Origin of the sequence: Streptomyces sp. NPDC048643 (assembly GCF_040650615.1) — a bacterium.
Lineage (GTDB): Bacteria > Actinomycetota > Actinomycetes > Streptomycetales > Streptomycetaceae > Streptomyces.
Genome location: NZ_JBEZHO010000044.1, coordinates 1 through 20,840, shown reverse-complemented (window position 1 = coordinate 20,840; position 20,840 = coordinate 1). Strand labels below are relative to the sequence as shown.

19 protein-coding genes and 1 pseudogene are annotated in these 20,840 nt (G+C 72.0%); 9 read left to right on the top strand and 11 right to left on the bottom strand.

From position 1 onward, the window contains the following. Positions 1-240: 240 nt before the first annotated feature. Positions 241-633 (bottom strand): ankyrin repeat domain-containing protein, encoded by a 393-nt coding sequence (locus AB0C62_RS31905; protein ID WP_362979090.1) that lies wholly within the window; start codon positions 631-633, stop codon positions 241-243. Positions 634-893: 260 nt separating this feature from the next. Between AB0C62_RS31905 and AB0C62_RS31900 the strand changes: the two genes are divergently transcribed. Beyond that, positions 894-1,088 carry a hypothetical protein gene (locus tag AB0C62_RS31900; RefSeq protein ID WP_037621052.1) on the top strand — a complete coding sequence of 65 codons (195 nt, stop codon included), beginning with the start codon at positions 894-896 and terminating at the stop codon, positions 1,086-1,088. Between the two features lie 40 nt (positions 1,089-1,128). After that, positions 1,129-2,697, top strand: coding sequence for a hypothetical protein (locus tag AB0C62_RS31895; protein ID WP_362979088.1), 1,569 nt, complete (start codon positions 1,129-1,131; stop codon positions 2,695-2,697). A 153-nt stretch (positions 2,698-2,850) separates the two neighbouring features. On the opposite strand, the gene AB0C62_RS31890 is transcribed toward AB0C62_RS31895, so the two are convergent. Further along, positions 2,851-4,350: a PLP-dependent aminotransferase family protein gene (locus AB0C62_RS31890; protein ID WP_362979086.1), complete on the bottom strand. Its 1,500-nt coding sequence runs from the start codon at positions 4,348-4,350 to the stop codon at positions 2,851-2,853. A gap of 63 nt (positions 4,351-4,413) precedes the next feature. Here AB0C62_RS31890 and AB0C62_RS31885 point away from each other — a divergent pair, with 63 nt between their 5' ends. The 4 genes from AB0C62_RS31885 (at position 4,414) to AB0C62_RS31870 (ending at position 7,951) form a co-directional block, all read left to right on the top strand. Further along, positions 4,414-5,160 (top strand): hypothetical protein, encoded by a 747-nt coding sequence (locus AB0C62_RS31885; RefSeq protein ID WP_362979084.1) that lies wholly within the window; start codon positions 4,414-4,416, stop codon positions 5,158-5,160. Beyond that, positions 5,157-5,924: a glycerophosphodiester phosphodiesterase gene (locus AB0C62_RS31880; protein ID WP_362979082.1), complete on the top strand. Its 768-nt coding sequence runs from the start codon at positions 5,157-5,159 to the stop codon at positions 5,922-5,924. The genes AB0C62_RS31885 and AB0C62_RS31880 overlap by 4 nt, the downstream gene beginning before the upstream one ends. A gap of 41 nt (positions 5,925-5,965) precedes the next feature. Beyond that, the gene (locus AB0C62_RS31875; RefSeq protein WP_362979080.1) at positions 5,966-7,321 is read left to right on the top strand and encodes an MFS transporter; all 1,356 of its coding nucleotides are present in this window, start codon (positions 5,966-5,968) and stop codon (positions 7,319-7,321) included. Between the two features lie 255 nt (positions 7,322-7,576). Next, complete coding sequence (locus AB0C62_RS31870) at positions 7,577-7,951, top strand: RNA polymerase-binding protein RbpA (RefSeq protein ID WP_081223278.1); 375 nt, start codon at positions 7,577-7,579, stop codon at positions 7,949-7,951. Positions 7,952-8,126: 175 nt separating this feature from the next. Here AB0C62_RS31870 and fxsA read toward each other — a convergent pair whose 3' ends face one another. From fxsA to AB0C62_RS31850, 4 genes are all read right to left on the bottom strand, one after another. Further along, positions 8,127-8,696: an FxsA family membrane protein gene (fxsA, locus tag AB0C62_RS31865; RefSeq protein WP_362979078.1), complete on the bottom strand. Its 570-nt coding sequence runs from the start codon at positions 8,694-8,696 to the stop codon at positions 8,127-8,129. Positions 8,697-8,774: 78 nt separating this feature from the next. Further along, positions 8,775-9,566 carry a polyprenol monophosphomannose synthase gene (locus AB0C62_RS31860; protein ID WP_362979076.1) on the bottom strand — a complete coding sequence of 264 codons (792 nt, stop codon included), beginning with the start codon at positions 9,564-9,566 and terminating at the stop codon, positions 8,775-8,777. Between the two features lie 536 nt (positions 9,567-10,102). After that, positions 10,103-11,719, bottom strand: coding sequence for an amidohydrolase (locus AB0C62_RS31855; RefSeq protein ID WP_362979074.1), 1,617 nt, complete (start codon positions 11,717-11,719; stop codon positions 10,103-10,105). A gap of 264 nt (positions 11,720-11,983) precedes the next feature. After that, complete coding sequence (locus tag AB0C62_RS31850) at positions 11,984-12,424, bottom strand: Lrp/AsnC family transcriptional regulator (RefSeq protein ID WP_081223282.1); 441 nt, start codon at positions 12,422-12,424, stop codon at positions 11,984-11,986. Between the two features lie 265 nt (positions 12,425-12,689). Between AB0C62_RS31850 and AB0C62_RS31845 the strand changes: the two genes are divergently transcribed. Continuing rightward, the gene (locus tag AB0C62_RS31845) at positions 12,690-13,130 is read left to right on the top strand and encodes a hypothetical protein (protein ID WP_362979072.1); all 441 of its coding nucleotides are present in this window, start codon (positions 12,690-12,692) and stop codon (positions 13,128-13,130) included. Positions 13,131-13,143: 13 nt separating this feature from the next. Here the strand turns inward: AB0C62_RS31845 and AB0C62_RS31840 are convergent, their stop codons facing one another. Both AB0C62_RS31840 and AB0C62_RS31835 read right to left on the bottom strand, forming a co-directional pair. After that, positions 13,144-14,256: a phosphotransferase family protein gene (locus tag AB0C62_RS31840; RefSeq protein ID WP_362979070.1), complete on the bottom strand. Its 1,113-nt coding sequence runs from the start codon at positions 14,254-14,256 to the stop codon at positions 13,144-13,146. 13 nt (positions 14,257-14,269) lie between these two features. Continuing rightward, on the bottom strand, positions 14,270-15,382 hold the full coding sequence (locus AB0C62_RS31835; protein WP_362979068.1) for a hypothetical protein: 1,113 nt from the start codon (positions 15,380-15,382) through the stop codon (positions 14,270-14,272). 199 nt (positions 15,383-15,581) lie between these two features. Here AB0C62_RS31835 and AB0C62_RS31830 point away from each other — a divergent pair. Further along, positions 15,582-15,785, top strand: a pseudogene (locus tag AB0C62_RS31830) (hypothetical protein); the annotation flags it as partial. A gap of 616 nt (positions 15,786-16,401) precedes the next feature. Then, entirely contained in the window at positions 16,402-17,718 is a 1,317-nt protein-coding gene (locus tag AB0C62_RS31825) for a glycoside hydrolase family 18 protein (protein ID WP_362979066.1), read from the top strand. 82 nt (positions 17,719-17,800) lie between these two features. Here the strand turns inward: AB0C62_RS31825 and AB0C62_RS31820 are convergent, their stop codons facing one another. The 3 genes from AB0C62_RS31820 to AB0C62_RS31810 all read right to left on the bottom strand — a co-directional run bounded on the left by AB0C62_RS31820 (position 17,801) and on the right by AB0C62_RS31810 (position 20,608). Then, the gene (locus tag AB0C62_RS31820) at positions 17,801-18,460 is read right to left on the bottom strand and encodes a TetR/AcrR family transcriptional regulator (RefSeq protein ID WP_362979064.1); all 660 of its coding nucleotides are present in this window, start codon (positions 18,458-18,460) and stop codon (positions 17,801-17,803) included. Between the two features lie 169 nt (positions 18,461-18,629). Beyond that, positions 18,630-18,776 carry an SCO1431 family membrane protein gene (locus tag AB0C62_RS31815; protein ID WP_107482899.1) on the bottom strand — a complete coding sequence of 49 codons (147 nt, stop codon included), beginning with the start codon at positions 18,774-18,776 and terminating at the stop codon, positions 18,630-18,632. A gap of 476 nt (positions 18,777-19,252) precedes the next feature. Next, positions 19,253-20,608 carry a peptidase C39 family protein gene (locus AB0C62_RS31810; protein WP_362979062.1) on the bottom strand — a complete coding sequence of 452 codons (1,356 nt, stop codon included), beginning with the start codon at positions 20,606-20,608 and terminating at the stop codon, positions 19,253-19,255. Between the last annotated feature and the right edge of the window lie 232 nt (positions 20,609-20,840).

Below are 20,840 nucleotides of genomic sequence, written 5' to 3'. Positions count from 1 at the left end.
ACAACACGTGGGGGCGCCCGCCGTCTCTTGCTTGCTGTAGACCATCTTCCTCTGCCTCTCGTCGGTGGCCCATGCGGGCCGCGTCACGGCCCGCGCGGTGCGGCAACATCTGCCCGGCCATCACGTCCGTGAATCACGTCGTCATGATGACTCGGCAGTTCTTCCTGCCGCGACCGTATTTCCGGCGGCCCCGTTCCGCCTCCCCTTTTTCTTGCGTCGCGCCTGGTCAGGGCGTCGGCGTCAGTGCGCGCCGAACAGTTCGAGCAGGTCGGCCTTGGCGAACATGCGGGCCGTGTCGACCGCCGAGGGCGTCCCCGCGGCCGGATCGGCACCGGCGGCCAGGAGCGCCCGGATCACCGCTTCCTCGCCCTTGAAGACGGCCCCCGCGAGCGGGGTCTGGCCGCGGTCGTTGACGCGGTCGGCCTCGGCGCCGCGGTCCAGCAGGGCGCGGACCGTCTCCGCGTGGCCGTGGTACGCCGCGAGCATCACGAGCGAGTCGCCGCGGTCGTTGGTGAGGTTCGCCGGAACGCCCGCGTCCACGTACGCCACGAGCGACTCCGTCTCGCCGCGCCGCGCCAGATCGAAGATCTTGGTCGCGAGCTCCACGACCTCGGGGTCGGGGGCTTCACTCATCGGGGCGGACCGCCTCTCACTGCAACCGTTTGGGTGAATCGACAGGGTACTGCTCCACGGGCACATGACGGGCACCGCCCGCGGCAAAGATCACAAAGCGCGCGCAAGGCGCAACAGACCAGCTCAGGCGGCCCAAGCGGGCTCCATCGCAGGAGTGAAAACAGCCGGAATTCACCCAGTTGCACCTTTTATCGTATGGATACATGCTGTGATCCTGGAACAACTCATGGTGACTGTCCCCACGAACCAGGAGAGCTCAAATGATTCTGTCCATGTCAGGCGTCGTCCTTCTCGGCATCATCGTCTTCCTGTTCTTCAAGAAGGACGGCCTGAAGGCGTCGCACGCCCTGGTGGCCGCACTCTTCGGCTTCTACCTCGCGAGCACGGCCATCGCGCCGAGCATCAAGGCCGGCGGGGAGAGCCTGGCGGGCCTCCTCGGCGGGATCAAGTTCTGACGACGTCCCCCCACCTCGTACGCACCTTCAGGAGACAGCAGTGGCTCGGCGCCCTCTCCCCCGCATCCTCGTCAACGGCAACGCACAGATCGCCAAGAGCCGGGAGCTGGCCCGGACGGCAGCCGACAGCGCCACCGATGTCCTCCATCCACTCATCACGGTCACTCGTGGACTGCGCCGGCTGGCAGCCGCCGGACGGCGCAAGTGGGCCGCCACGCCCAAGGACCGGCGCGGACCGCTGCTGTTCCTGGTGGCCTCGGTGATCCTGGTGGTGGCTCTGGTGCCGTACGGGCCGCTGCTCGCCGTCATCAGCCTGATGGCGGCGGCAGCCTGGACCGGCCGGGAACGCACCCCGCCGCCCCCGACCGGTCCCGACGAGGCGCAGACCGGACGCCTCCAGTCGCTCTACGAGGCCCTCGTGCCGTACTTCTCCGCGGCCGAGGACCCCGCTCCCCTCTACGCCCACGGCGGCGACTGGGAGAAGGCCTTCGGCTCGTACGACTTCGACGCCGACGGCCGGATCTCCCGTCTCCTCGTCAACTACCCGGCGTACTTCACCGACGGCGAGCCGGACGCCCGCGCGCGGATCGAGCAGCTCCTGTACGCCAAGTCGGGCCGCGGCCGTGAGTACCACTTCGAGTGGGACGAGGAGGGCAACGAACTCACCGTGACCGTCCTGCCGCCGCTGCCCACCGACATCGCCGCCCAGCGCTTCGTCACCGCGCCCGGCGAGACGGTCCTCGGCTTCACCGATCCCGCCGACGTCCAGCGCACCCTCCCCCTCACCTACGGCGAGGAACAGCGGGACGTCCCGCCGGTCGTCTGGCGCACCGGCGTCCGCTCGACGGAACCCCACCTGCTGATCGCGGGCGAACCGGGCACCGGCACGACCACGCTCATGCGCTCCATCGCTCTCCAGGCCCTCCAGTACGGCGATGTCGTCGTCGTCGACGGCGGCGGCACCGGCGAGTACGCGTGCCTGACCGGGCGGGACGGCGTCCTGGCCGTGGAGTGCGGAACGACCGGAGCGCTCGGGAGCCTGGAGTGGGCGGCGCACGAGACGGAGCGGCGACTGATCGCCGCGAACCGCGCGCTCCAGGCGGGACACCCCGCTCCCGACGACATCAAGAACCCGCTGTGGATCCTGGTCGACCGGCCGACCGCGCTGGCCCACCTGGCATCCGCCGACGGCGGCACGGACCCGCAGTCGCTGCTCCAGGTGCCGTTGCGGCACGGCCGCGCGGCCGGTGTCACGGTCGTGGTGGCCGAGCACTTCGAGCACCTCGACTTCCTCAGCGACGCGGTACGGCAGCACACCCGCGCGCGCGTGGTGCTCGGGCAGGCCTCCGCCGGCCAGCTGGAGATGATCCTGGGCGCCCCGCCGCACACCACCCCGACCCGCGACGTGCCGCCCGGTCGTGGCTACGCCCGGCTGGGCACGGGACCCGTCCTGCGTCTCCAGGTGCCGGCGACACCGGACCCGTACGACGACGCGACGAGCGAGACGCACCGGCGGGCGGTGCTCGACCTCCTCCCGGAGCGGACCACTCCGGTGGACGCGGAGCCGGTCCGCTCGGAGGTCGCCGGGGTCGCGGTAGCGGAGGGATAGAGCCTCCACGGACGGCCGGCCGCCGCGTCCCACGGCACACGACTCGTCCGCGAGCCTCCCGCGCATGACGGAGGGGCTGGAGACCCGAACCGGGTCTCCGGCCCCTCCGTCATGCGCGGGCCGCAACAGGCCTCGCCGGGCGGCCCGCCCCTTCTAGGCCACGAACGTCCGCGGACCGTCGTCGCCCCCGCTGACGCCCGTTTCCACGAGGCGGGCCGCCGCGGCGAGCCGCACCGCCGCCTCGTCCGCGACCGCGCCGCCCACGGTGAACGGGAGCCGCACGTATCCCTCGAAGGCACCGTCGACCCCGAACCGGGGCCCGGACGGGACCCGTACGCCCACCCGCTCGCCGACCTCGGCGAGCCGCGAGCCGGACAGCCCGCCCGTCCGCACCCACAGGGTCAGACCGCCGCGCGGAACCGAGAACTCCCACCCGGGCAGTTCCCTGCGGACCGCGGTGACGAGGGCGTCGCGGTTCTCGCGGGCCTGGGCCCGGCGAATGCCCACCGCCTCCTCCCAGCCCCCGGTGCTGAGCAGCCAGTTCACGGCCAGCTGTTCCAGCACGGGCGTGCCGAGGTCGGCGTAGGCGCGCGCCGCGACCAGGGAGCGGATGACGTCCGGAGCCGCCCGCACCCAGCCGATCCGCATGCCCGCCCAGAAGGCCTTGCTCGCGGAACCGACGGTGATCACGGTCGAGCCGGCCGGATCGAACCCGCACACCGGCCGGGGCATCTCGACATCGTCGTCCAGGTGGAGTTCGCTCATCGTCTCGTCGACGACCAGCACGGTCCCCGCCGAACGGGCCGCGTCCACCAGCCCGCGCCGCTGCTCCTCGCTCGCGAGCGCCCCGGTCGGGTTGTGGAAGTCGGCCACCACGTAGGCGAGCCGGGGAGCCGCGTCGCGCAGGACCTGACGCCAGCGGTCCATGTCCCAGCCCGAGAGCCCCTCCGCCATCGCGACGGGCACCAGCCGGGCCCCGGCCTCGCGCATCAGCTGGAGGATGTTGGCGTAGGAGGGGGACTCGACGGCGATGCGCTCGCCGCGGCCCGCGAACAGATGACAGATCGCGTCCATCGCGCCCATCGCGCCGGTGGTCACCATGATCTGCTCGGGCATGGTCGGGATCCCGCGCGCGGTGTACCGCTCGGCCAGCATGGCGCGCAGCGCGGGCAGCCCGGCGGGGTAGTCGCCGTGGGTGTGCGCGTACGGCGGCAGCTCCTCCAGGGCGCCCTGCACGGCCCGTGTCAACCACGGTTCGGGGGCCGGCAGCGCGGCGCAGCCGAGGTCGATCATCGAACCGAGGGTCTCCGGCGGCAGCGGCTCCAGCCCGCGCGCGGGCAGCGGGTTCCCGGCGGGCACGGCGGTCCAGCTGCCGGCGCCACGACGGGACTCCAGGAAGCCCTCCGCGCGCAGTGCCTCGTAGGCGGCGGCGACGGTCGTACGGCTGACGGACAGGGCCAGCGCCAGTTCACGCTCCGCGGGCAGCCGCGCGGCGACCGGCACCCGTCCTTCGAGCACCAGCAGGCGGACGCCGTCGGCGAGCGCGCGGTACGCGGGCGGACGCCGGGTGCCGGGGCCCGCCGGGCGCTCCTGCTGGGAGTTGAGGAGCCGGGCGAGCTGTGCGGCCCCCACCGCCGAAGTCCACTGGGCCATGATTCCAGTCCACCTTCCCCGAATTGGCCATGGATGCGGCCAGTTCTCACGCCACAGAGTGTCATGGGTCAGGCCACTATCACCACCGGGGGGCATCCCATGACCACACGTTCCGAGTCCGCACCCGTCCCGGACTCGGCACCCGGCCCCGCTGCGCCCGCCGGACCCCGGCGACTCCCCCGCCGTCTCGTCCGGCTCTACGCCGGCCTGGCCCTGTACGGCGCGAGTTCGGCGCTGCTCGTGGAGGCGGGGCTGGGCCTGGAGCCCTGGAACGTGCTGCACCAGGGGCTGGCCGAGCTGACGGGTCTGACGATCGGCGTGGTGTCGATCATCGTGGGCGCTGCCGTGCTGCTGCTGTGGATCCCGCTGCGCCAACGCCCCGGGCTCGGCACGGTGTCCAACGTCTTCGTGGTCGGCATCGCCATGGACAGCACGCTCGCCCTGGTCCCGGCCACGCACTCCCTGGCCGTACGGGTCCCCCTGCTGCTGGCGGGTGTGGTGCTGAACGGCATGGCGACGGGCCTCTACATCACGGCGGCCTTCGGTCCGGGACCCCGGGACGGTCTGATGACGGGACTGCACCGGCGCACCGGCCGCTCGGTACGCCTCGTCCGCACGCTCCTCGAGGTGGCCGTCGTCGCGACCGGCTTCGCGCTGGGCGGCACGGTGGGCGTCGGCACGGTCCTCTACGCCGTCGCCATCGGGCCCCTCGCCCAGCTCTTCCTGCGGGTGTTCGCCGCCCGTCCGGCACCGGCCGGCAGCGCCTCCGTTGCCACCGGTCAACCGGAGGGCGCCATACTGCCCGGGTGAGCACGCGCATACGCCACCCGTACCTCGACCACCCCGGCCCGATCCCCTTCGCCCACCGGGGCGGTTCGGCGGACGGTCTGGAGAACACGCTGACCCAGTTCCGGCGGGCGGTGGACGCCGGGTACCGCTACATCGAGACCGACGTGCACGCGACGGCGGACGGCAGGCTGGTCGCCTTCCACGACGTGACCCTCGACCGGGTCACGGACGGCGCGGGCCGGATCTCCGATCTCCCCTGGGAGGACGTGCGCCACGCGCGCGTGGCGGGCAGCGAACCGGTGCCCCTCTTCGAGGAGCTGCTCGAGACGTTCCCCGAGGTGCGCTGGAACGTCGACGTGAAGGCCGAACCGGCCCTCCTGCCGCTGCTGGACCTGATCGGCCGCACGGACGCCTGGGACCGGGTCTGCGTCGGCTCGTTCTCCGAGGCGCGCGTCGTCCGCGCCCAGCATCTGGCCGGCCCACGGCTCGCGACGTCCTTCGGCACCCGGGGCGTGCTGAACCTGCGGCTGCGCTCGTGGGGCGTCCCGGCCGCCGTACGCCGCTCGGCCATCGCGGCCCAGGTTCCCGAGACGCAGTCCGGTGTGCCGGTCGTCGACCGGCGTTTCGTCAGCGCCGCCCACGCGCGCGGGCTCCAGGTGCACGTCTGGACCGTGAACGAACCGCAACGCATGCACCGGCTCCTGGACCTGGGAGTCGATGGCATCATGACCGATCACATCGACACACTGCGCAAGGTCCTGGAAGACCGGGGCACCTGGTTCTGAGCCTGCTCGCGCGGTCCGTTCACGGGGAAACGAGGGCACGGGTGAGCACGGACACCGTGCGGGCGGGGGCAGTCGGCGAGGCCGTCGAGCGCCGACGCGAACAACGCGGCTGGTACTTCTACGACTGGGCGTGCTCCGTCTACTCGACGAGCGTGCTGACCGTGTTCCTCGGCCCCTATCTGACGGCCGTGGCCAAGCACGCGGCGGACGCGGACGGATTCGTGCATCCCCTGGGGATCCCGGTCCGCGCCGGCTCCTTCTTCGCCTACGCGGTCTCCGCGTCCGTCATCGTGTCGATCTTCGTGATGCCGCTCGCGGGGGCGGCCGCCGACCGCAGCGGCCGCAAGAAGCCCCTGCTCGCGGCGGCGGCCTACCTGGGGGCCGCGGCCACCACGGGCATGTTCTTCCTGGACGGTGACCGCTACCTGCTGGGCGGCCTGCTGCTGATCGTCGCGAACGCCTCGCTGGCCGTGTCGATGGTCCTCTACAACTCGTACCTGCCGCAGATCGCCCCTCCCGAGGAGCGCGACGCCGTCTCGTCCCGCGGCTGGGCCTTCGGGTACGCGGCGGGCTCACTCGTCCTGATCGCGAACCTCGTCCTGTTCACGGCCCACGACAGCTTCGGAGTCTCCGAGTCGACGGCCGTCCGCATCTGCCTGGCCTCCGCGGGCGTCTGGTGGGGCGCCTTCACCCTCGTCCCGCTGAAACGGCTGCGGGACCGCCGAGCGCCGTCCACGTCCGCCGGGCAGCCGTCCGCGCACGGATGGCGGCAGCTGGCGGCCACGGTGCGCGACATGCGCGGCAAGCCGCTGACCCTGTCGTTCCTGCTCGCCTATCTGATCTACAACGACGGCATCCAGACGGTCATCTCACAGGCCTCGGTCTACGGCTCCGAGGAACTGGGCCTCAGCCAGTCGACGCTGATCGTGGCCGTCCTGCTGGTCCAGGTGCTCGCGGTGGGAGGGGCGCTGGGCATGGGCCGACTCGCCCGCACGTACGGCGCGAAACGCACCATCCTCGGTTCGCTCGTCGCCTGGACGCTCACGCTCGGCGCCGGATACTTCCTGCCCGCCGGCGCGCCCGTGTGGTTCTTCGTCCTCGCGTCCGCGATCGGTCTCGTCCTGGGCGGCAGTCAGGCCCTGTCCCGCTCCCTGTTCTCGCACCTGGTGCCGCAGGGCAAGGAGGCCGAGTACTTCTCCGCGTACGAGATGAGCGACCGCGGAATGAGCTGGCTCGGCCCGCTGCTGTTCGGGTTGACCTACCAGCTGACGGGCAGCTACCGGGACGCGATCATCTCCCTCGTGGCCTTCTTCGTCATCGGCTTCGTGCTGCTCGCGAGGGTTCAGGTGCGGCAGGCTGTCCGCGACGCGGGCAATCCCGTACCCGAGAGGATTTAGCGTCCGGGGCCAAAGAGCGGTAGTGTACGCGTTTGGCCTGCCTGGCGTACCGTTACTGCGCGTCAATGATACTGAAGCGTTGGGTGACATCTGATGCCAGATGTGACAAACCGGGCGACGGTGGGTACAACAAGGGGCGGCTACGACGGCGACGCATGACCCGTAACGGGAATCTTTACCGCCGACCGGACGTTGACCGGATGACGACGACAGCGACACCTGTCCTGTGGGCGACAAGCCCGGGAGGCACGATTCATGAGTGAGCGAGCTCTTCGCGGCACACGCCTCGTAGTGACCAGCTATGAGACGGACCGCGGCATCGACCTGGCTCCGCGCCAGGCCGTGGAGTACGCATGCGAGAAGGGACATCGTTTTGAGATGCCCTTCTCGGTGGAGGCCGAAATTCCGGCGGAGTGGGAGTGCAAGGTCTGCGGGGCCCAGGCACTCCTGGTCGACGGCGACGGCCCTGAGGAAAAGAAGGCCAAGCCCGCGCGTACGCACTGGGACATGCTGATGGAGCGGCGCACTCGCGAGGAGCTCGAAGAGGTCCTCGAGGAGCGCCTGGCCGTTCTGCGTTCCGGCGCGATGAACATCGCGGTGCATCCGCGCGACAGCCGCAAGTCCGCCTGACCCCCCGGGGTCGAGCGGCATACCGCACACGCCGAGACCGCGGACACCGTACGTCATGTACGGGGTCCGCGGTCTCGTGCGTTGTGCGGTCTCTGTCCTCTGATGCGGCGATCGAGACCCACCGCGCCCTTCCGCCGCCGGGGCGCCGTCGGCTCCCGGCGGTTCGGAGGCGTCGTCAACGGTTCAGCGGCGGGTACTGCTCGCCGGGCTCCCGCGGCTCGTCGTGGTGGATGACCTCGCCCTGGACGACCTTGCCGTCGGGACGGTGCATCCGGGCCTGCTGGAAGGCCCCGCCGACCGTGCCGGCGGGGGCCGCGCCCATCGTGCGGTCCAGGGTGCGCTGCGCGTACCGGCTGAGGAGCTTCTGGACGGGCGGGATCAGCAGGAGCAGGCCGAACGCGTCGGAGATCAGCCCCGGGATCATCAGGAGCAGGCCGCCGAGCATCATCATGCCGTTGCCCCCGCCGCCCTCGGTCGTCGGCGCGACGCCGCTCTGCTGCTGTTGCAGAGTCTGGCTGAGGTTCCTGAACGCGCGGCGGCCGGCGCGCTTGATCACCACGGATCCGAGCACGATCCCGCCGACCAGCAGCAGGAACACGAGGAAACCGCTGGTGGCCCGGGCGACCATCACCAGCAGCCAGATCTCCAGCACCAGCCACACCGCGACGCCGAGCGGCAGGAACGTACGCAGCCGCGAGCGCCGCGGTCGTGCGGAGCGGGTGGGGGTCGGAGCGCCTGTCGTCATGCTCCCAGTGTGCCTGGGCCGGGCTCAGTACGGGATAAGCGGATGATCAATCCCCGCCGCGCGACCCGTTCGGAGCCCTCAGGGCTGCTTGCGGCCCGTGATCCGTCCGACGCGCTCGCCCACACCCCATGTGGTGACGCGCCACAGCGCCTCCACGAGGATGTCGCGGCTCATCTTGGAGTCGCCGAGCTCCCGCTCCACGAAGGTGATCGGCACCTCGACGACGTGATAGCCGGCCTTCACCGCCCGGCGGGCCAGGTCGACCTGGAAGCAGTAGCCCTGGGAGGCGACCTCGCCGAGGCCGAGACCTTCGAGGGTCTCCCGGCGGAAGGCGCGGTAGCCGCCCGTCACGTCGCGGATCGGTACGTCGAGCAGGACGCGGGAGTAGAGGCTGCCGCCGCGCGAGATGAACTCGCGGGACTTCGGCCAGTTCACCACCCGGCCGCCCGGCACCCAGCGCGAGCCGAGCACCAGGTCGGCGCCCTTGAGGGCGGTCAGCAGGCGGGGAAGTTCCTCGGGCTGGTGGGAGCCGTCGGCGTCCATCTCGATGAGCACGCCGTAGCCGTGCTCGATGCCCCAGCGGAAGCCCGCGAGGTAGGCGGCTCCGAGGCCCTCCTTGCCCTTGCGGTGCAGCACCTGGACGTTCTCGTCCCCGGCGGCCAGTTCGTCGGCCAGCTTGCCGGTGCCGTCGGGGCTGTTGTCGTCCGCCACCAGCACGTGCGCCTCGGGCACGGCCGCTCGCACCCGGCTGACGATCTTCTTGATGTTCTCCGCCTCGTTGTAGGTCGGAATGATCACCAAGGCCGTGCCGAGCGGGCCGAACCGCCTCCCCTGGGCTTCCGCCGCGAGGGTCCCGTCGCCGTCGTTCACTGCTGCCCCTTCGTCCGTACGCAGGGGACCACCATAATGCGCCCGGCCTGCACTGCTGTGACGCAGCGTTCGGCCGGGGGTGTCGAATGCGGGTGAGCCGGAGGGGAGGGGTCACGCGGAGGCGACATCGCGTCTGCGGATCGGGGCCCGGCGCCCTTCGGGCCGACCAGGGACCCGCTGGCTGCGGGTCGACCGAAAGCCGTTGTCTACTGAACGTCCGGGCCCCACCCGGGTCGCACCTGCCGACTTGTCGGAACGTTCCCTCGCCTCGCTGCGCGGGCGCTGGGCCTGGCTGCCAGTGGTCGTGCGCCGGTGCGGCGCACCACCCCTGACCCAGCGGCACTGCGAGGCAGCGCGGAAGCTCCCCGGTCGGACGTCCGGTGGTGGACGCGGCCGAACCTACCGGCCCTCTGCGGCCGCCTGTCAACCGCCCTGTGATCTGCGCGTTCTCCGTCGCACCCCTGGTCGGCGCGGAGGATGCGCAGGTCGCGCGACGGGGTGGCGGGCGGTGGTCGCGACCGCGGGACCCCGGGACATCACTCGTTAGGCCGTACGAATACCGTCCGTCCGCCGACCACGGTGCGCAGACAGACCGGCAGGTCGTTCCCGGGGGTCAGATCGGGCAGTCCCGGGGTGCCCGAACGCGGGTCGGTGGACCAGCGCGCGACCCGGTCGTCAGGGGCCTGCACGACCAGCTCGGCGGTGCGCCACACGGCGTAGTCGGCGGGCGCGCCCGGCACCAGCACACCGGCGTCGTCCCGCCCGACGGCCCGCCAGCCGCCCCGGGTGTGGGCCGTGAAGGCGGCGCGGACCGACACCCGGTGCTCGGGGGTGCGGTGGAAGGCCGCGGCACGGACGGTGCCCCAGGGGTCGAGCGGGGTGACGGGGCTGTCGGAGCCGAAGGCCAGTGGTACGCCGGTGCGCAGCAGGGCGGCGTAGGGGTTGAGGGTGCGGGCTCGTTCGGCGCCCAGTCGCCGGGCGTACATGCCGTCCTCGCCGCCCCAGAGGGAGTCGAAGGCGGGCTGCACGGAGGCGGTGAGGCCCAGTTCGGCGAAGCCCGCGACGGTCTCCGGGGTGAGCATCTCGGCGTGTTCGACGCGATGCCGGGCGGCGCGGACACGGGCCAGGCCGACCTTCTCCGAGGCGGCGCGGACGCCGTCGACCACGGAGGCCACCGCGGCGTCCCCGATGGCGTGGAAGCCCGCCTGGAGGCCCGCCTCGGTGCAGGCCACGACGTGCGCGGCGACGGCGTCCGTGTCCAGATGGGCGACGCCGGTGTGGTCCGCGTCGAGGTAGGGCTGGTGCAGGCAGGCGGTGTGCGATCCCAGGGAGCCGTCGACGAACAGGTCGCCTGCCGCGCCGACCGCGCCGAGGGCCCGCACCTTGTCGACGTCGCGCTCGGCCCAGTAGCCGACGACGCGCGGGCCGGGCTCCGCGGCGGCGAGCCGCAGCAGGCCGGTGAAGTCGTCCTCGGAGGAGATCTCGGGGCCGCCGCACTCGTGCACGGAACCGATGCCGAGCGAGGCGGCGTGCGCGAGGGCGGCCCGCTGGGCCTCGGTGCGCTGGGCGCCGCCGACCGCCCCGAGGGCCGTGGCACGCACCCCGTGGTGGGCGTCGCCGGTCAGCGGGCCGTCCGGCACGTATCCGGCGCTCGCGGTGACGCCGGGGACCAGGTCCAGGAGCGCGGTGGTGGCGACGGCGGAGTGCACGTCGATGCGGGAGAGGTAGAGCGGGCGTCCGCCCGCGGCCTCGTCGAGTTCCGTGCGGGTCGGGGGCCGGCCGCCGGGCCAGCGGGCCGCGTCCCAGCCGTGGCCGAGCAGCACCCGGTCGGCCGGACGCGCGGCGGCGAAGTCGCGGACCAGGGCGAGCGCGGCGTCCAGGGACGGGGCGTCGGACAGGTCGAGGCCGGTGAGCGCGAGGCCGGTGGCGGTGGTGTGCACGTGGGCGTCGGTGAACGCCGGGGTCACCAGGGCGCCTTCCAGGTCCACGACCTCGTCGACCCCGGCGGCGAAGGCGTCGGCGGCTCCCTCCGAGCCGACCCAGGCGACTTGGCCGCGCTCGACGACCATGGCGGTGGCGAAGGGGTCTGCGGGGCTGTGGACTTCTCCACCGCGCAGCAGCACGGTGACCGACGGGGCGGTGCTCTCACTCATGGGACCAGTCTCCCGCCTCCCCGACACCGACTCTCGCCCGGGTGGCCGCCATGAGGCCGTGGAGCCCACGGACGGCCCCGGGAGGGCCCTGGGACAACTCGGAGGCACTCCGCACGGTCGACGGCGTTCTCGCACGCGTACGCGCGCGTACGAGCCCGCACCCGCGCGTACGGGCGCATGGCGCGGGCGGGCGCGGAAGCAAAGGAACGAGTGAGGGTCGCGGCCGACCGATTCCGGCGCTCACGGCCGGTCCGGCGTGAGCGGTCAGATGCGCGGGGGGCGCGCTTCGTACGGGGTCGACAGGACGACCGTCGTGCGGGTCGACACGCCGGCGAGGCTGCGCAGTCGCGCCAGGAGTTCCTCGAGTTCGTGCGGCGTGGACACGCGCACCTTGAGGATGTAGTTCTCGTCGCCCGCGACGCTGTGGCAGGCCTCGATCTCCGGTACGCCCGCGAGGCGTTCGGCGATGTCGTCGGGGGCGCTCGGGTCGAACGGCTTCACCGAGATGAAGGCGGTCAGGGGCAGCCCGACGGACTCCGGGTCGACGACGGCGGCGTAGCCGCGGATGACGCCACGCTGCTCCAGCCGACGCACCCGCTGGTGCACGGCGGACGTGGACAGGCCCGTGGCCTTGCCCAGGTCGGTGTAACTCATCCGCCCGTCTGCGACGAGCAGCTGCACGATCTGTCGGTCCAGCTCCTCCATGGCGCAAGAACCTACAGGGCCCTTGATCCCCGGGGTACTCGGCGGCGCAGGTCATAGCCGGTTTGTGATGTGGCTTAGAGTCACGTGTACGCCACCGGGCGGACAGATCCGCCGGGCCAGGCACCTGCGGGCGGCATGTGACGAACGCCACATGGATGCAACCGGGTCCGTGATGTTCTCGTGATTACCGCAGAGACGGGGCGGGAAGTGCTTGCTGTGGTCGAGGTCGCAGCGCCTTGTCGGCCCACCCGAGGGGGAGAATCCCATGCAGAGTCTTAAGCGCCCTGGTCGTACCGCGCCCAAGCGGCAGCAGTTCGTACTCGAACCCGAGCCGGAGGGTGTCGAACCCGACGCCCTGGACGGCGACGAGTTCGACGCGTACGACACGTTCGAGATGTACCGGGTGATCTGCCCGGACTGCGCGCAGCCGATCGCGCTCCTGGCGGACGAGGAGGTCCTGCCGGAGCACGCGCTGTGCGCTTCCCCGTGGAATCCGTTCGGGCTCACGGTCTGCTCGGGCACGGGCCGCACGGCGGCCGACGCGAGGCCGGCCGACGCGTCCGTGGAGCCCCAGGAGCAGCACACCGCGCTGCTGTTGACGCTCCCTCAGGGACTCGACTGGCGGACACAGCCGTTCTCCCACGTGGGTGGACCCGGCTCGCGTCCGGTGCGTGCCGTCCCGCTGATGGGGGATCAGGCCGCCTGAGTGGCGCGCTCGTTCAGCGGGCGACGCCCGGCCCGTCCCAGTAGCTGCCCTGCACCATGGCCCGCAGGCTGTCGTGGTGCAGGATCAGCGTGTCCGGGTCCCGGGGGACGGCCACCTCGCCGAAGTGCGCCTGGCGGTAGGCGATGCGCAGCATGACGATCGCGTGCCGCAGCGCGGCGTAGAGCGTGTAGAAGTCCATGTCGCGTGGTGTGTGTCCGGTGAGCCGGGCGTACCGGGCCTCGACGCGGTCCCGGCGCAGGAACGCGGGCAGCCCCGGCTGCCCGAAGCCCACGGTCAGGTCCTGGAAGAAGCGGTGCAGGTAGACGGTCCAGCCGAGGTCCACCTCGCGGGGGGCGGGCGCCGCCATCTCCCAGTCCAGCACCGCGACGGGGTCGAACCCGTCGTAGACGACGTTCCCGATGCGTGCGTCGCCCCAGTTGAGCACCGCCTCGCCCTCGTCGCGCGGCCACAGCGCCTCCAGCCGGTCGAAGGCGCTCTCGATGAGCGGTGAGGGCGCCAGCCCACGGATCACCCAGGCGTAGTAGGCGCGTTGGGATGTCACATGGCGGCGCAGCGGGCTCCCGTCACCGGGCAGGTTCAGGAAGTCCGCTTCCTCCAGCGGCACTTGGTCGTGCAGTCGGGCGATCAGCGCGACGGACGCCGCCTCCAGGTGCTCGCGTTCGGGCTCGCTCGCCTCGTGCAGCCAGTTGCCTTCGTACGTGTAGGGCATGACGTCCGGAGGGACGCGTCCGGCGATCCGCTCCATCACGAAGAAGGGCACCCCGAGCGGGCCCGGGTCCTCCTCCAGCCAGCGCACCCTGGGGACCGGCAGGTCGCCGTGTTCTGCGACCAGGCGCATCGTGCGGTACTGCCGGGCCATGTCGTACACGGGGAACACGCTGTAGGCGGCGGGGTCCGCTGCGGCTCTCAACGCGCAGGCCCTCAGGGGTGGTTCGGGGTGATCGATGTCGAAGAGCAGGGTCTCGCTGGACATGCCGTTGGACTCGGGGACCCGCACGTCCACCGCCCTGGCGCCCGGGAGGCGGACGTCGAGCCAGGCCGTCAGGCGCCGGGCGAGTTCGCCGGGGTCGCGGGTGGTCGTACGCGGGCGGGGTGCCGTGGCCATCACGCCACTCCTCTCAGGGTGCGACCGAGTCGAACCCGGTGAAGCCGCTCGGGTCGTGGCGGCCGAACGAGCCGTGCTCGAAGATCCCGTGTCCGACCTGCCCGTCGAGGGTGAAGCGGGCGGCGTGGTCGGTCACCCCGTAGTCGGCGAGCGGGTGGGCGGCCGGGTCCGCGAGGTCGTGGACGCGCCGGTCGGTCCATCCGCGGCCGCGCCAGGTGCCGTGCTGCCAGTCATCGGCGGGCGGATAGCCCGCGCCGACCGCGAGCGGCGACGAGCAGAGCACCTCGACGCCCAGTTCCAGCGGTTTGCGGTCCCTGGGGTCGGTGAGGTGGAGGACCGCGGAGGTGGGCCGGCGGGTGCCTGAGCGGTAGGCGATGTCCGCCTGGGGCCAGCCGAGTTGGAGGTCCCGGTGGCCGTCGCGCACCAGGGTCGCGTCGCTCAGGGTGCGGTACCCGTCGGCGTCCTCCTGGACGACGACCATCAGGAAGCGGTCCTCGAACCGCACCGGGCACCAGATCCAGTGGAACCCCTCGGCCGGGTTCTCGGCGGCGAGCCGGCCGCCCTCCTCGCCCGGGATCGGGCGCACCCCCCAGCTGCGGTCCCGGGTGCCGGTCCACTCCCCCGCGCCGACCGGGATCTCGTCACCGTCGACCCGGATGACGCCCTCGACACCGCCGGCCTGGACGAAGCGGCGGCCCTCCAGGGTGAGTCGGCCGCCGCGGCGCTGGACGTGGTGCGGCTCCCACAGGGCGGGAAAGTCGGCGGTCCAGGTGAGGTCGTACGCGAGGGAGTCGTCGTCGGACCGCAGCCGGAACCGGCGCAGCGGCTCCTCGACGGTGATCCGGAAGGGGCCGACGGCGAGGTCCATGCGGTCGTCGCCGAGGGCGTCCGAGGCACGGACGGCGTGCAGGCGGTCGCCGAGCCGCAGGGTGGCGTAGGCGTCGATCACCCCGACGTTCGGGTAGACGCCGAGGCCGAGGATCAGCAGGGCGCGGCCCCGGTGGTCGAGGACGTGGAAGATGCAGCGGTCGTAGGCGTTCCGGTCGCCACCGGCCACATGCTTCATGGACAGCGGGACCTGGTGCACGGGGTATTCGTCGAGGGGAACGGGGCGGTCGTCGGTCACGGCAGGCCTCCCTGGGCGCGCGGCAGTTGACGTCGCCCGGAGGGGTACGGCCCCCGGCGGCAGAGTTGACGGTACGTCAGATGACGATCGGGGACCAGACGGCGCGTTCGCGGTGGGAGCCCCGCAGGGGGGCCGTCGCGAACGCACACCCGAATCCGTGGGCGGGTGACCTGTCCGGCCGCCCCGCCGTTGCCCCGGTATGAACCCCACCCATGCTGCGACCGGGCGTCGACGCCGGATCCTCGTCCCGGTTCCGGCAGAATCGGTTCACCGTGCGCCTCCCCCGGCGGCTCCGCCCGCGCAGGATCCGCCCATCTACCGCGCTCTGATGCGCGCGTGGGCCGACCGCGGCCGCACGCTCCCGGGGCGCCACGACCCGGAGTGGGTGCGTCTGTCGGCGCCGTCGGCGATGTACGGGTACGCCACCTTCGGTGCGAGCCAGGACCCACGCGGGGAGCCGCGTTTCGTCCCGGTCCGCGATCCGCGGAACGAGGGGCAGTTCAACGCGTCCATGGATCCGCGCAACGAGTTCGGCGTGACCACGGACCGGCGCGGCGAACTCGGCGTGGGGTCGGACCCGCAGGGCGGCTTCGGGGCGCATCGGGGCCCGCGCGGGGATCTCGGTGTCGGCCGGGACACGCAGGGCGTCGCTCACTGACCGAGCCGCGGGACCGCCGACCGCGCGGCGGCGGCGGCCAACCCTGAACCGGGGCGGCCGAGCACACCCGTCGGACCCGACGGGTGCGCTCGACGCCACGGACGGCCCTCCCCGTCCACGCGCCGGGCAGAGCCCTGTCCCGGCGGCGCCGCGTCCAATCCGGAGTATCGAGTGGGGAGTTGAAGGGCGCCACCTGCACCGCGGGGAATTGGTCCGAACCATTGACGCAGTGGTCTAGTCCTCCTAGTGTTCCCCCAACGCCTCACCGCGTTCATGCCAAGCGGCATGCGGCGGCCCCTCACGGCCGCCGGCAGGTCCCGGCACGAACACCCCACGCTCCCCTCCCCCACGAGGAGAACCGATGCTCCGACCGCACCTCCCCAGCACTCTCTCCCCCGTCAGGCGTTCCCTCCGCGCCAGAAGCACATCGGTCCGCGCCCTCGTCTCCGCCGCGTGTTGCGCCGTCCTCGGCGCGGGACTGCTGGCCGGCGCCGGCACGGCGACGGCCGACGCGGGCGCGACCGCAGCCGCCAGGACCTCCACGAGCACCGTGCAATCAGCGAGCGCCGCGGCAGCGGGCTCCAAGGTCGTCGGCTACTTCACCGAGTGGGGCGTCTACGACCGGAACTACCACGTCAAGAACGTCGAGACGTCCGGCTCGGCCGCCAAACTGACCCACATCAACTATGCGTTCGGCAACGTCACCGGCGGCAAGTGCGCCATGGGTGACTCGTACGCGGCGACCGACAAGGCCTACACCGCCGACCAGTCCGTCGACGGCACCGCCGACACCTGGGACCAGCCGCTGCGCGGCAACTTCAACCAGCTGCGCGAGCTGAAGAAGAAGCACCCGAACCTCAAGGTCCTCTGGTCCTTCGGCGGCTGGACCTGGTCGGGCGGCTTCACGGAGGCGGCCAAGAACCCGGCCGCGTTCGCCCAGTCCTGCTATGACCTGGTCGAGAACTCCAAGTGGGCCGACGTCTTCGACGGCATCGACATCGACTGGGAGTACCCCAACTCCTGTGGCCTGTCCTGCGACACCAGCGGCAAGGCGGCGTTCAAGAACGTGATGGCCGCGCTGCGCGCCAAGTTCGGCAGCGGCAACCTGGTCACCGCTGCGATCACGGCCGACGCCACCACCGGCGGCAAGATCGACGCCACGGACTACGCGGGCGCGGCCCAGTACGTCGACTGGTACAACCCGATGACGTACGACTTCTTCGGCGCCTGGGACGCGACCGGCCCCACGGCCCCGCACTCGCCGCTGAACTCGTACACCGGCATCCCGAAGGCGAACTACTACACCTCGGCGACCATCGCGAAGCTCAAGGGCCTCGGCATCCCGGCCTCGAAGCTGCTCCTCGGCATCGGGTTCTACGGCCGCGGCTGGACCGGCGTCACCCAGGCGGCACCGGGCGGCACGGCGACCGGCCCGGCGGCGGGCACGTACGAGCAGGGCATCGACGACTACAAGGTGCTCAAGACGAAGTGCCCGGCGACCGGCACGGTGGCGGGCACCGCATACGCGAAGTGCGGCACCAACTGGTGGAGCTACGACACCCCGTCGACCATCGCGGGCAAGATGAGCTACAAGAACGCGCAGGGCCTGGGAGGCACGTTCTTCTGGGAGCTGAGCGGTGACACCTCGAACGGCGAGCTGATCAAGTCGATCAACTAGCCTTCACAGCAGGCGAGTCGGGGCGGACGCCGGTCACGGCCTCCGCCCCTTCCGCGTAGCCGCGATGGGCGTCTCGTGCGCGTCAGCCGTCTCTGCGGGCGTCCGGCGGAGCGACGTACGAGGGGTCGATCTCCTCGATCGCGCGCATCGTGCCGCCGAGCATCTTGACCAGCAGCTCGCGCATGACGTCGCGCGACACCGTCTGGTGGCCGATCCAGTCGAGGGTGGCCCCCTCGACACCGTGCAGCCAGCCGAGCAGCGCGATGCGGGGCAACGGCCCGATCCCGCCCCGGCCGTACGCCCCTTCGGCGATCGTCTCGACGATCACCTCGCGCACGCCATCCCGGATCGCCTGCACCTCGGCGTCGAACCCGACGCCGCCCGCGACGATCGTGCGGTAGGCGGCCTGGTTGTGCTCGGCGTAGCGGAGGTAGCCGTCGATGGTGCGGTGGACCCGCTCCACCGGGGGGAGTTCGAGACCGCCCGCGGCGCGTGAGACGAGGTCCGCGACGGAGTCCTCGACGATGGCGAGGTAGTAGCCGCGCTTGGACTTGAAGTAGTAGTAGATCAGCCCCTTGGCGACATGCGCCTGACGCGCGATGTCGTCCATGGAGAGTGCGTCGTAGGACGTGTCGGCGAACAACCTCCGCCCGATGGCGATGAGTTCGGCGCGACGCGCCAGTGAGCGGTCGGTGCCGCGCGCGCGTGGGCGCTCGACATCGTGCTGTTGACTATTATTCAATTCCGGCCCTGGTCTCCGACTGCCGACGGAACATCCGCAGTATGGCAGAACCGTGGCGACCGTTCAGTCGCACGCGATCAACGCCGCGTCCGGCAGTGGGACCGGCGGGCGGCCGGCCCTGCGGGGGCGGTTGCCGGCCCGCGCGGCAGCGGTGACCTCTGCCGCCCGGTCAGAACAGGCCGAGCTGCGTCACCAGCATCGCCACGACCATCACGAGGGTCCAGCCCAGCACGTGCTCGAGGATCTTCGGGCCGTCCTCCCGCGGGCCGCCGGTGCGGGCACGGAGACGGGAGGCGGTGGCGGAGCTCGCGGTCATGGCATCTCGCTGACGTAGTGGTGCGGTCGGATCGCCCGCCCCCGCCGGCTCCCCACCGGCCCGACCACCTTGCCACCGGAGCCGGCCTCGGCGGTAGAGAGCTTGCTCACGCGGACGCTTCGACCAGCGTCGAATGCCTGGGAATGGCGCGACGGCGCGCGAAGGGTGTGGGTCTCGTCACACATCCCGGCTCAGTCAACCGAAAGGTCCTCGATGAGCACGTTCCGGACGCCCCGCCGCCGCGCCCGCCTCGCCCTGGCCGTGGCGGTCGCCCTCACGGGTCCGGTCGCGCCGACGGCCTTCGCCCCCTCCCTCCGTGCCGACGTCCCGTCCCCCGGCACTGCGGGGGCTCGGCGACCCGGCGTTCCCGCTCGACGGCAACGGCGGCTACGAGGTGGGGCCGCTACACCCTCGACTTCGACGGTCCAGGGCCGAGCGGAGGGGCGGCCCCCACTGCGCGGGGGCCGCCCGTCGGCTCAGCGGATGCCCACCGCCGCCAGCGCCTTGAGCTGGCGCGGGGAGGGATGGGCGGGGAAGTACAGGTAGCAGACGCCGCCGGTCCCCGAGGAGACACCGCCGGAGGCGTTGTAGCGCTTGGTCCGGAGCCAGATGTTCTCCCACTCGGACCGCTTGTAGACCCTGCGCACCGCGTCGTCGCTCGGAGACGCCGGGTCGTTGGCGATCACGTCGCCGTCGGCGGTGAACCCTATGACGGTCATGAGGTGACCCGAGGTGCCGTACCCCGCGCCCGTCAGCTCGGTCTTGAGGAACGACTGGGACGTTATGGCCGGGATGCCGGCCGCGATCAGCGTCTCCAGGTCGGTGAGCGAACCGAGCCGGGTCACCACGCCCTGGAGGTCCTTGTACGTCGCCGCGTAGGCCGCGTTGAACGGCCAGTTGCCGCATCCGTCGTACTGGTAGTCGAAGGTCGAGCGAGCCGCGAGGCACACCTGCGGGTCGGCGTACGCGGGATCGACCCAGGCGAGCTGCTCCGCGGTGGGCTTACGGCCCCAGTACTCGATGATCATCTGCGAGGAGGTCGGGCTGCACCAGGCCTCGCCGCCGTTGTCGTACTCGGGGTACTGCCCGGCGTGGATCTCCTGCGAGTAGCGCGGGACCCGCAGTTCCTGCGAGAGCCCCGGGGTGGAGGCCGGGACGGTGAAACGGTCCGGGATGTCGGAACCCATCGCGCCGAGCCGCCACACGGTCGGCGTGAGCCGGGAGCCGGGGGTGCGGTAGAGGGTCAGACGCAGTCGGTACGAGACGAGGCGCAGTCCGGAGGCCGCGTCGTCGATGGCGAAGGTGTCCGTCCAGATGCTGCTGCGGCCGTCGCTCTGGTCGTCGACGGAGGTCCGCCGGATGTCCTGCTCGCCGGAGGCCCAGCGGCCCATGACGTACCAGGGGGTGGCCGTGCCGTCGGAGTACGTGCCGGTCAGCTCCACCTGGAGCCAGGTGCCGGCCGGGGTGTTCGCGTTCCAGGAGGCGATGACCTCCGTCGCGGGCACGCCGAGCCGGTGGACCGGGCTGGTCCAGGTCGCGTACTCCCAGGTGGCCGTCCTGCCGGTGTGCGGGTCGGTGTAGTCCGTGGTGCCGGCCCTGGCGACGATCACCAGACCGGGGCGCACGCCGGGCACGGCTCGTGTGCCCCGTGCCGCGCCGCTGCGCCAGTCGGTGTACGAGGTCCAGGCGCGGTTGTCCACAAGTCCGCCACGGGCCCTGGCCGGGCGGTCCGGGACGGCGGCGGCCGCAGGGCCGGTGGCCCCCACCGCCGCCGCCGCGGCTACCGCGGCGGCGAGGACTGTTCTGCGGGACGGCTGTTCGGCTCTGCTCATGGGTGGTTTACCCCCAGGTGTCCGGAACGGGCGGGCCCAAGCTCGGTAGTGGGCCAACTATGGACGCCGGGGGCCGACTTCTGCCAGCACTTTCGGCCATGCCACGCCCACCAATATTGGTCCGGACCACTGGCATGACCTGCGGCGCCCCGGCCCCGTCGGCCGACGCGTACCGGATCACCGCCCGGGCCCGCGAGAAGTCGGTGACCAAGGGCTTCCGGCTCGGCCAGAT

Bases quoted from the DNA above. Each gene is read 5' to 3' on its own strand.
- AB0C62_RS31905 (WP_362979090.1), bottom strand. From the start codon at position 633: ATGAGTGAAGCCCCCGACCCCGAGGTCGTGGAGCTCGCGACCAAGATC.
- AB0C62_RS31900 (WP_037621052.1), top strand. From the start codon at position 894: ATGATTCTGTCCATGTCAGGCGTCGTCCTTCTCGGCATCATCGTCTTC.
- AB0C62_RS31890 (WP_362979086.1), bottom strand. From the start codon at position 4,350: ATGGCCCAGTGGACTTCGGCGGTGGGGGCCGCACAGCTCGCCCGGCTC.
- AB0C62_RS31885 (WP_362979084.1), top strand. From the start codon at position 4,414: ATGGGTCAGGCCACTATCACCACCGGGGGGCATCCCATGACCACACGT.
- AB0C62_RS31870 (WP_081223278.1), top strand. From the start codon at position 7,577: ATGAGTGAGCGAGCTCTTCGCGGCACACGCCTCGTAGTGACCAGCTAT.
- fxsA (WP_362979078.1), bottom strand. From the start codon at position 8,696: ATGACGACAGGCGCTCCGACCCCCACCCGCTCCGCACGACCGCGGCGC.
- AB0C62_RS31855 (WP_362979074.1), bottom strand. From the start codon at position 11,719: ATGAGTGAGAGCACCGCCCCGTCGGTCACCGTGCTGCTGCGCGGTGGA.
- AB0C62_RS31850 (WP_081223282.1), bottom strand. From the start codon at position 12,424: ATGGAGGAGCTGGACCGACAGATCGTGCAGCTGCTCGTCGCAGACGGG.
- AB0C62_RS31845 (WP_362979072.1), top strand. From the start codon at position 12,690: ATGCAGAGTCTTAAGCGCCCTGGTCGTACCGCGCCCAAGCGGCAGCAG.
- AB0C62_RS31840 (WP_362979070.1), bottom strand. From the start codon at position 14,256: ATGGCCACGGCACCCCGCCCGCGTACGACCACCCGCGACCCCGGCGAA.
- AB0C62_RS31825 (WP_362979066.1), top strand. From the start codon at position 16,402: ATGCTCCGACCGCACCTCCCCAGCACTCTCTCCCCCGTCAGGCGTTCC.
- AB0C62_RS31815 (WP_107482899.1), bottom strand. From the start codon at position 18,776: ATGACCGCGAGCTCCGCCACCGCCTCCCGTCTCCGTGCCCGCACCGGC.
- AB0C62_RS31810 (WP_362979062.1), bottom strand. From the start codon at position 20,608: ATGAGCAGAGCCGAACAGCCGTCCCGCAGAACAGTCCTCGCCGCCGCG.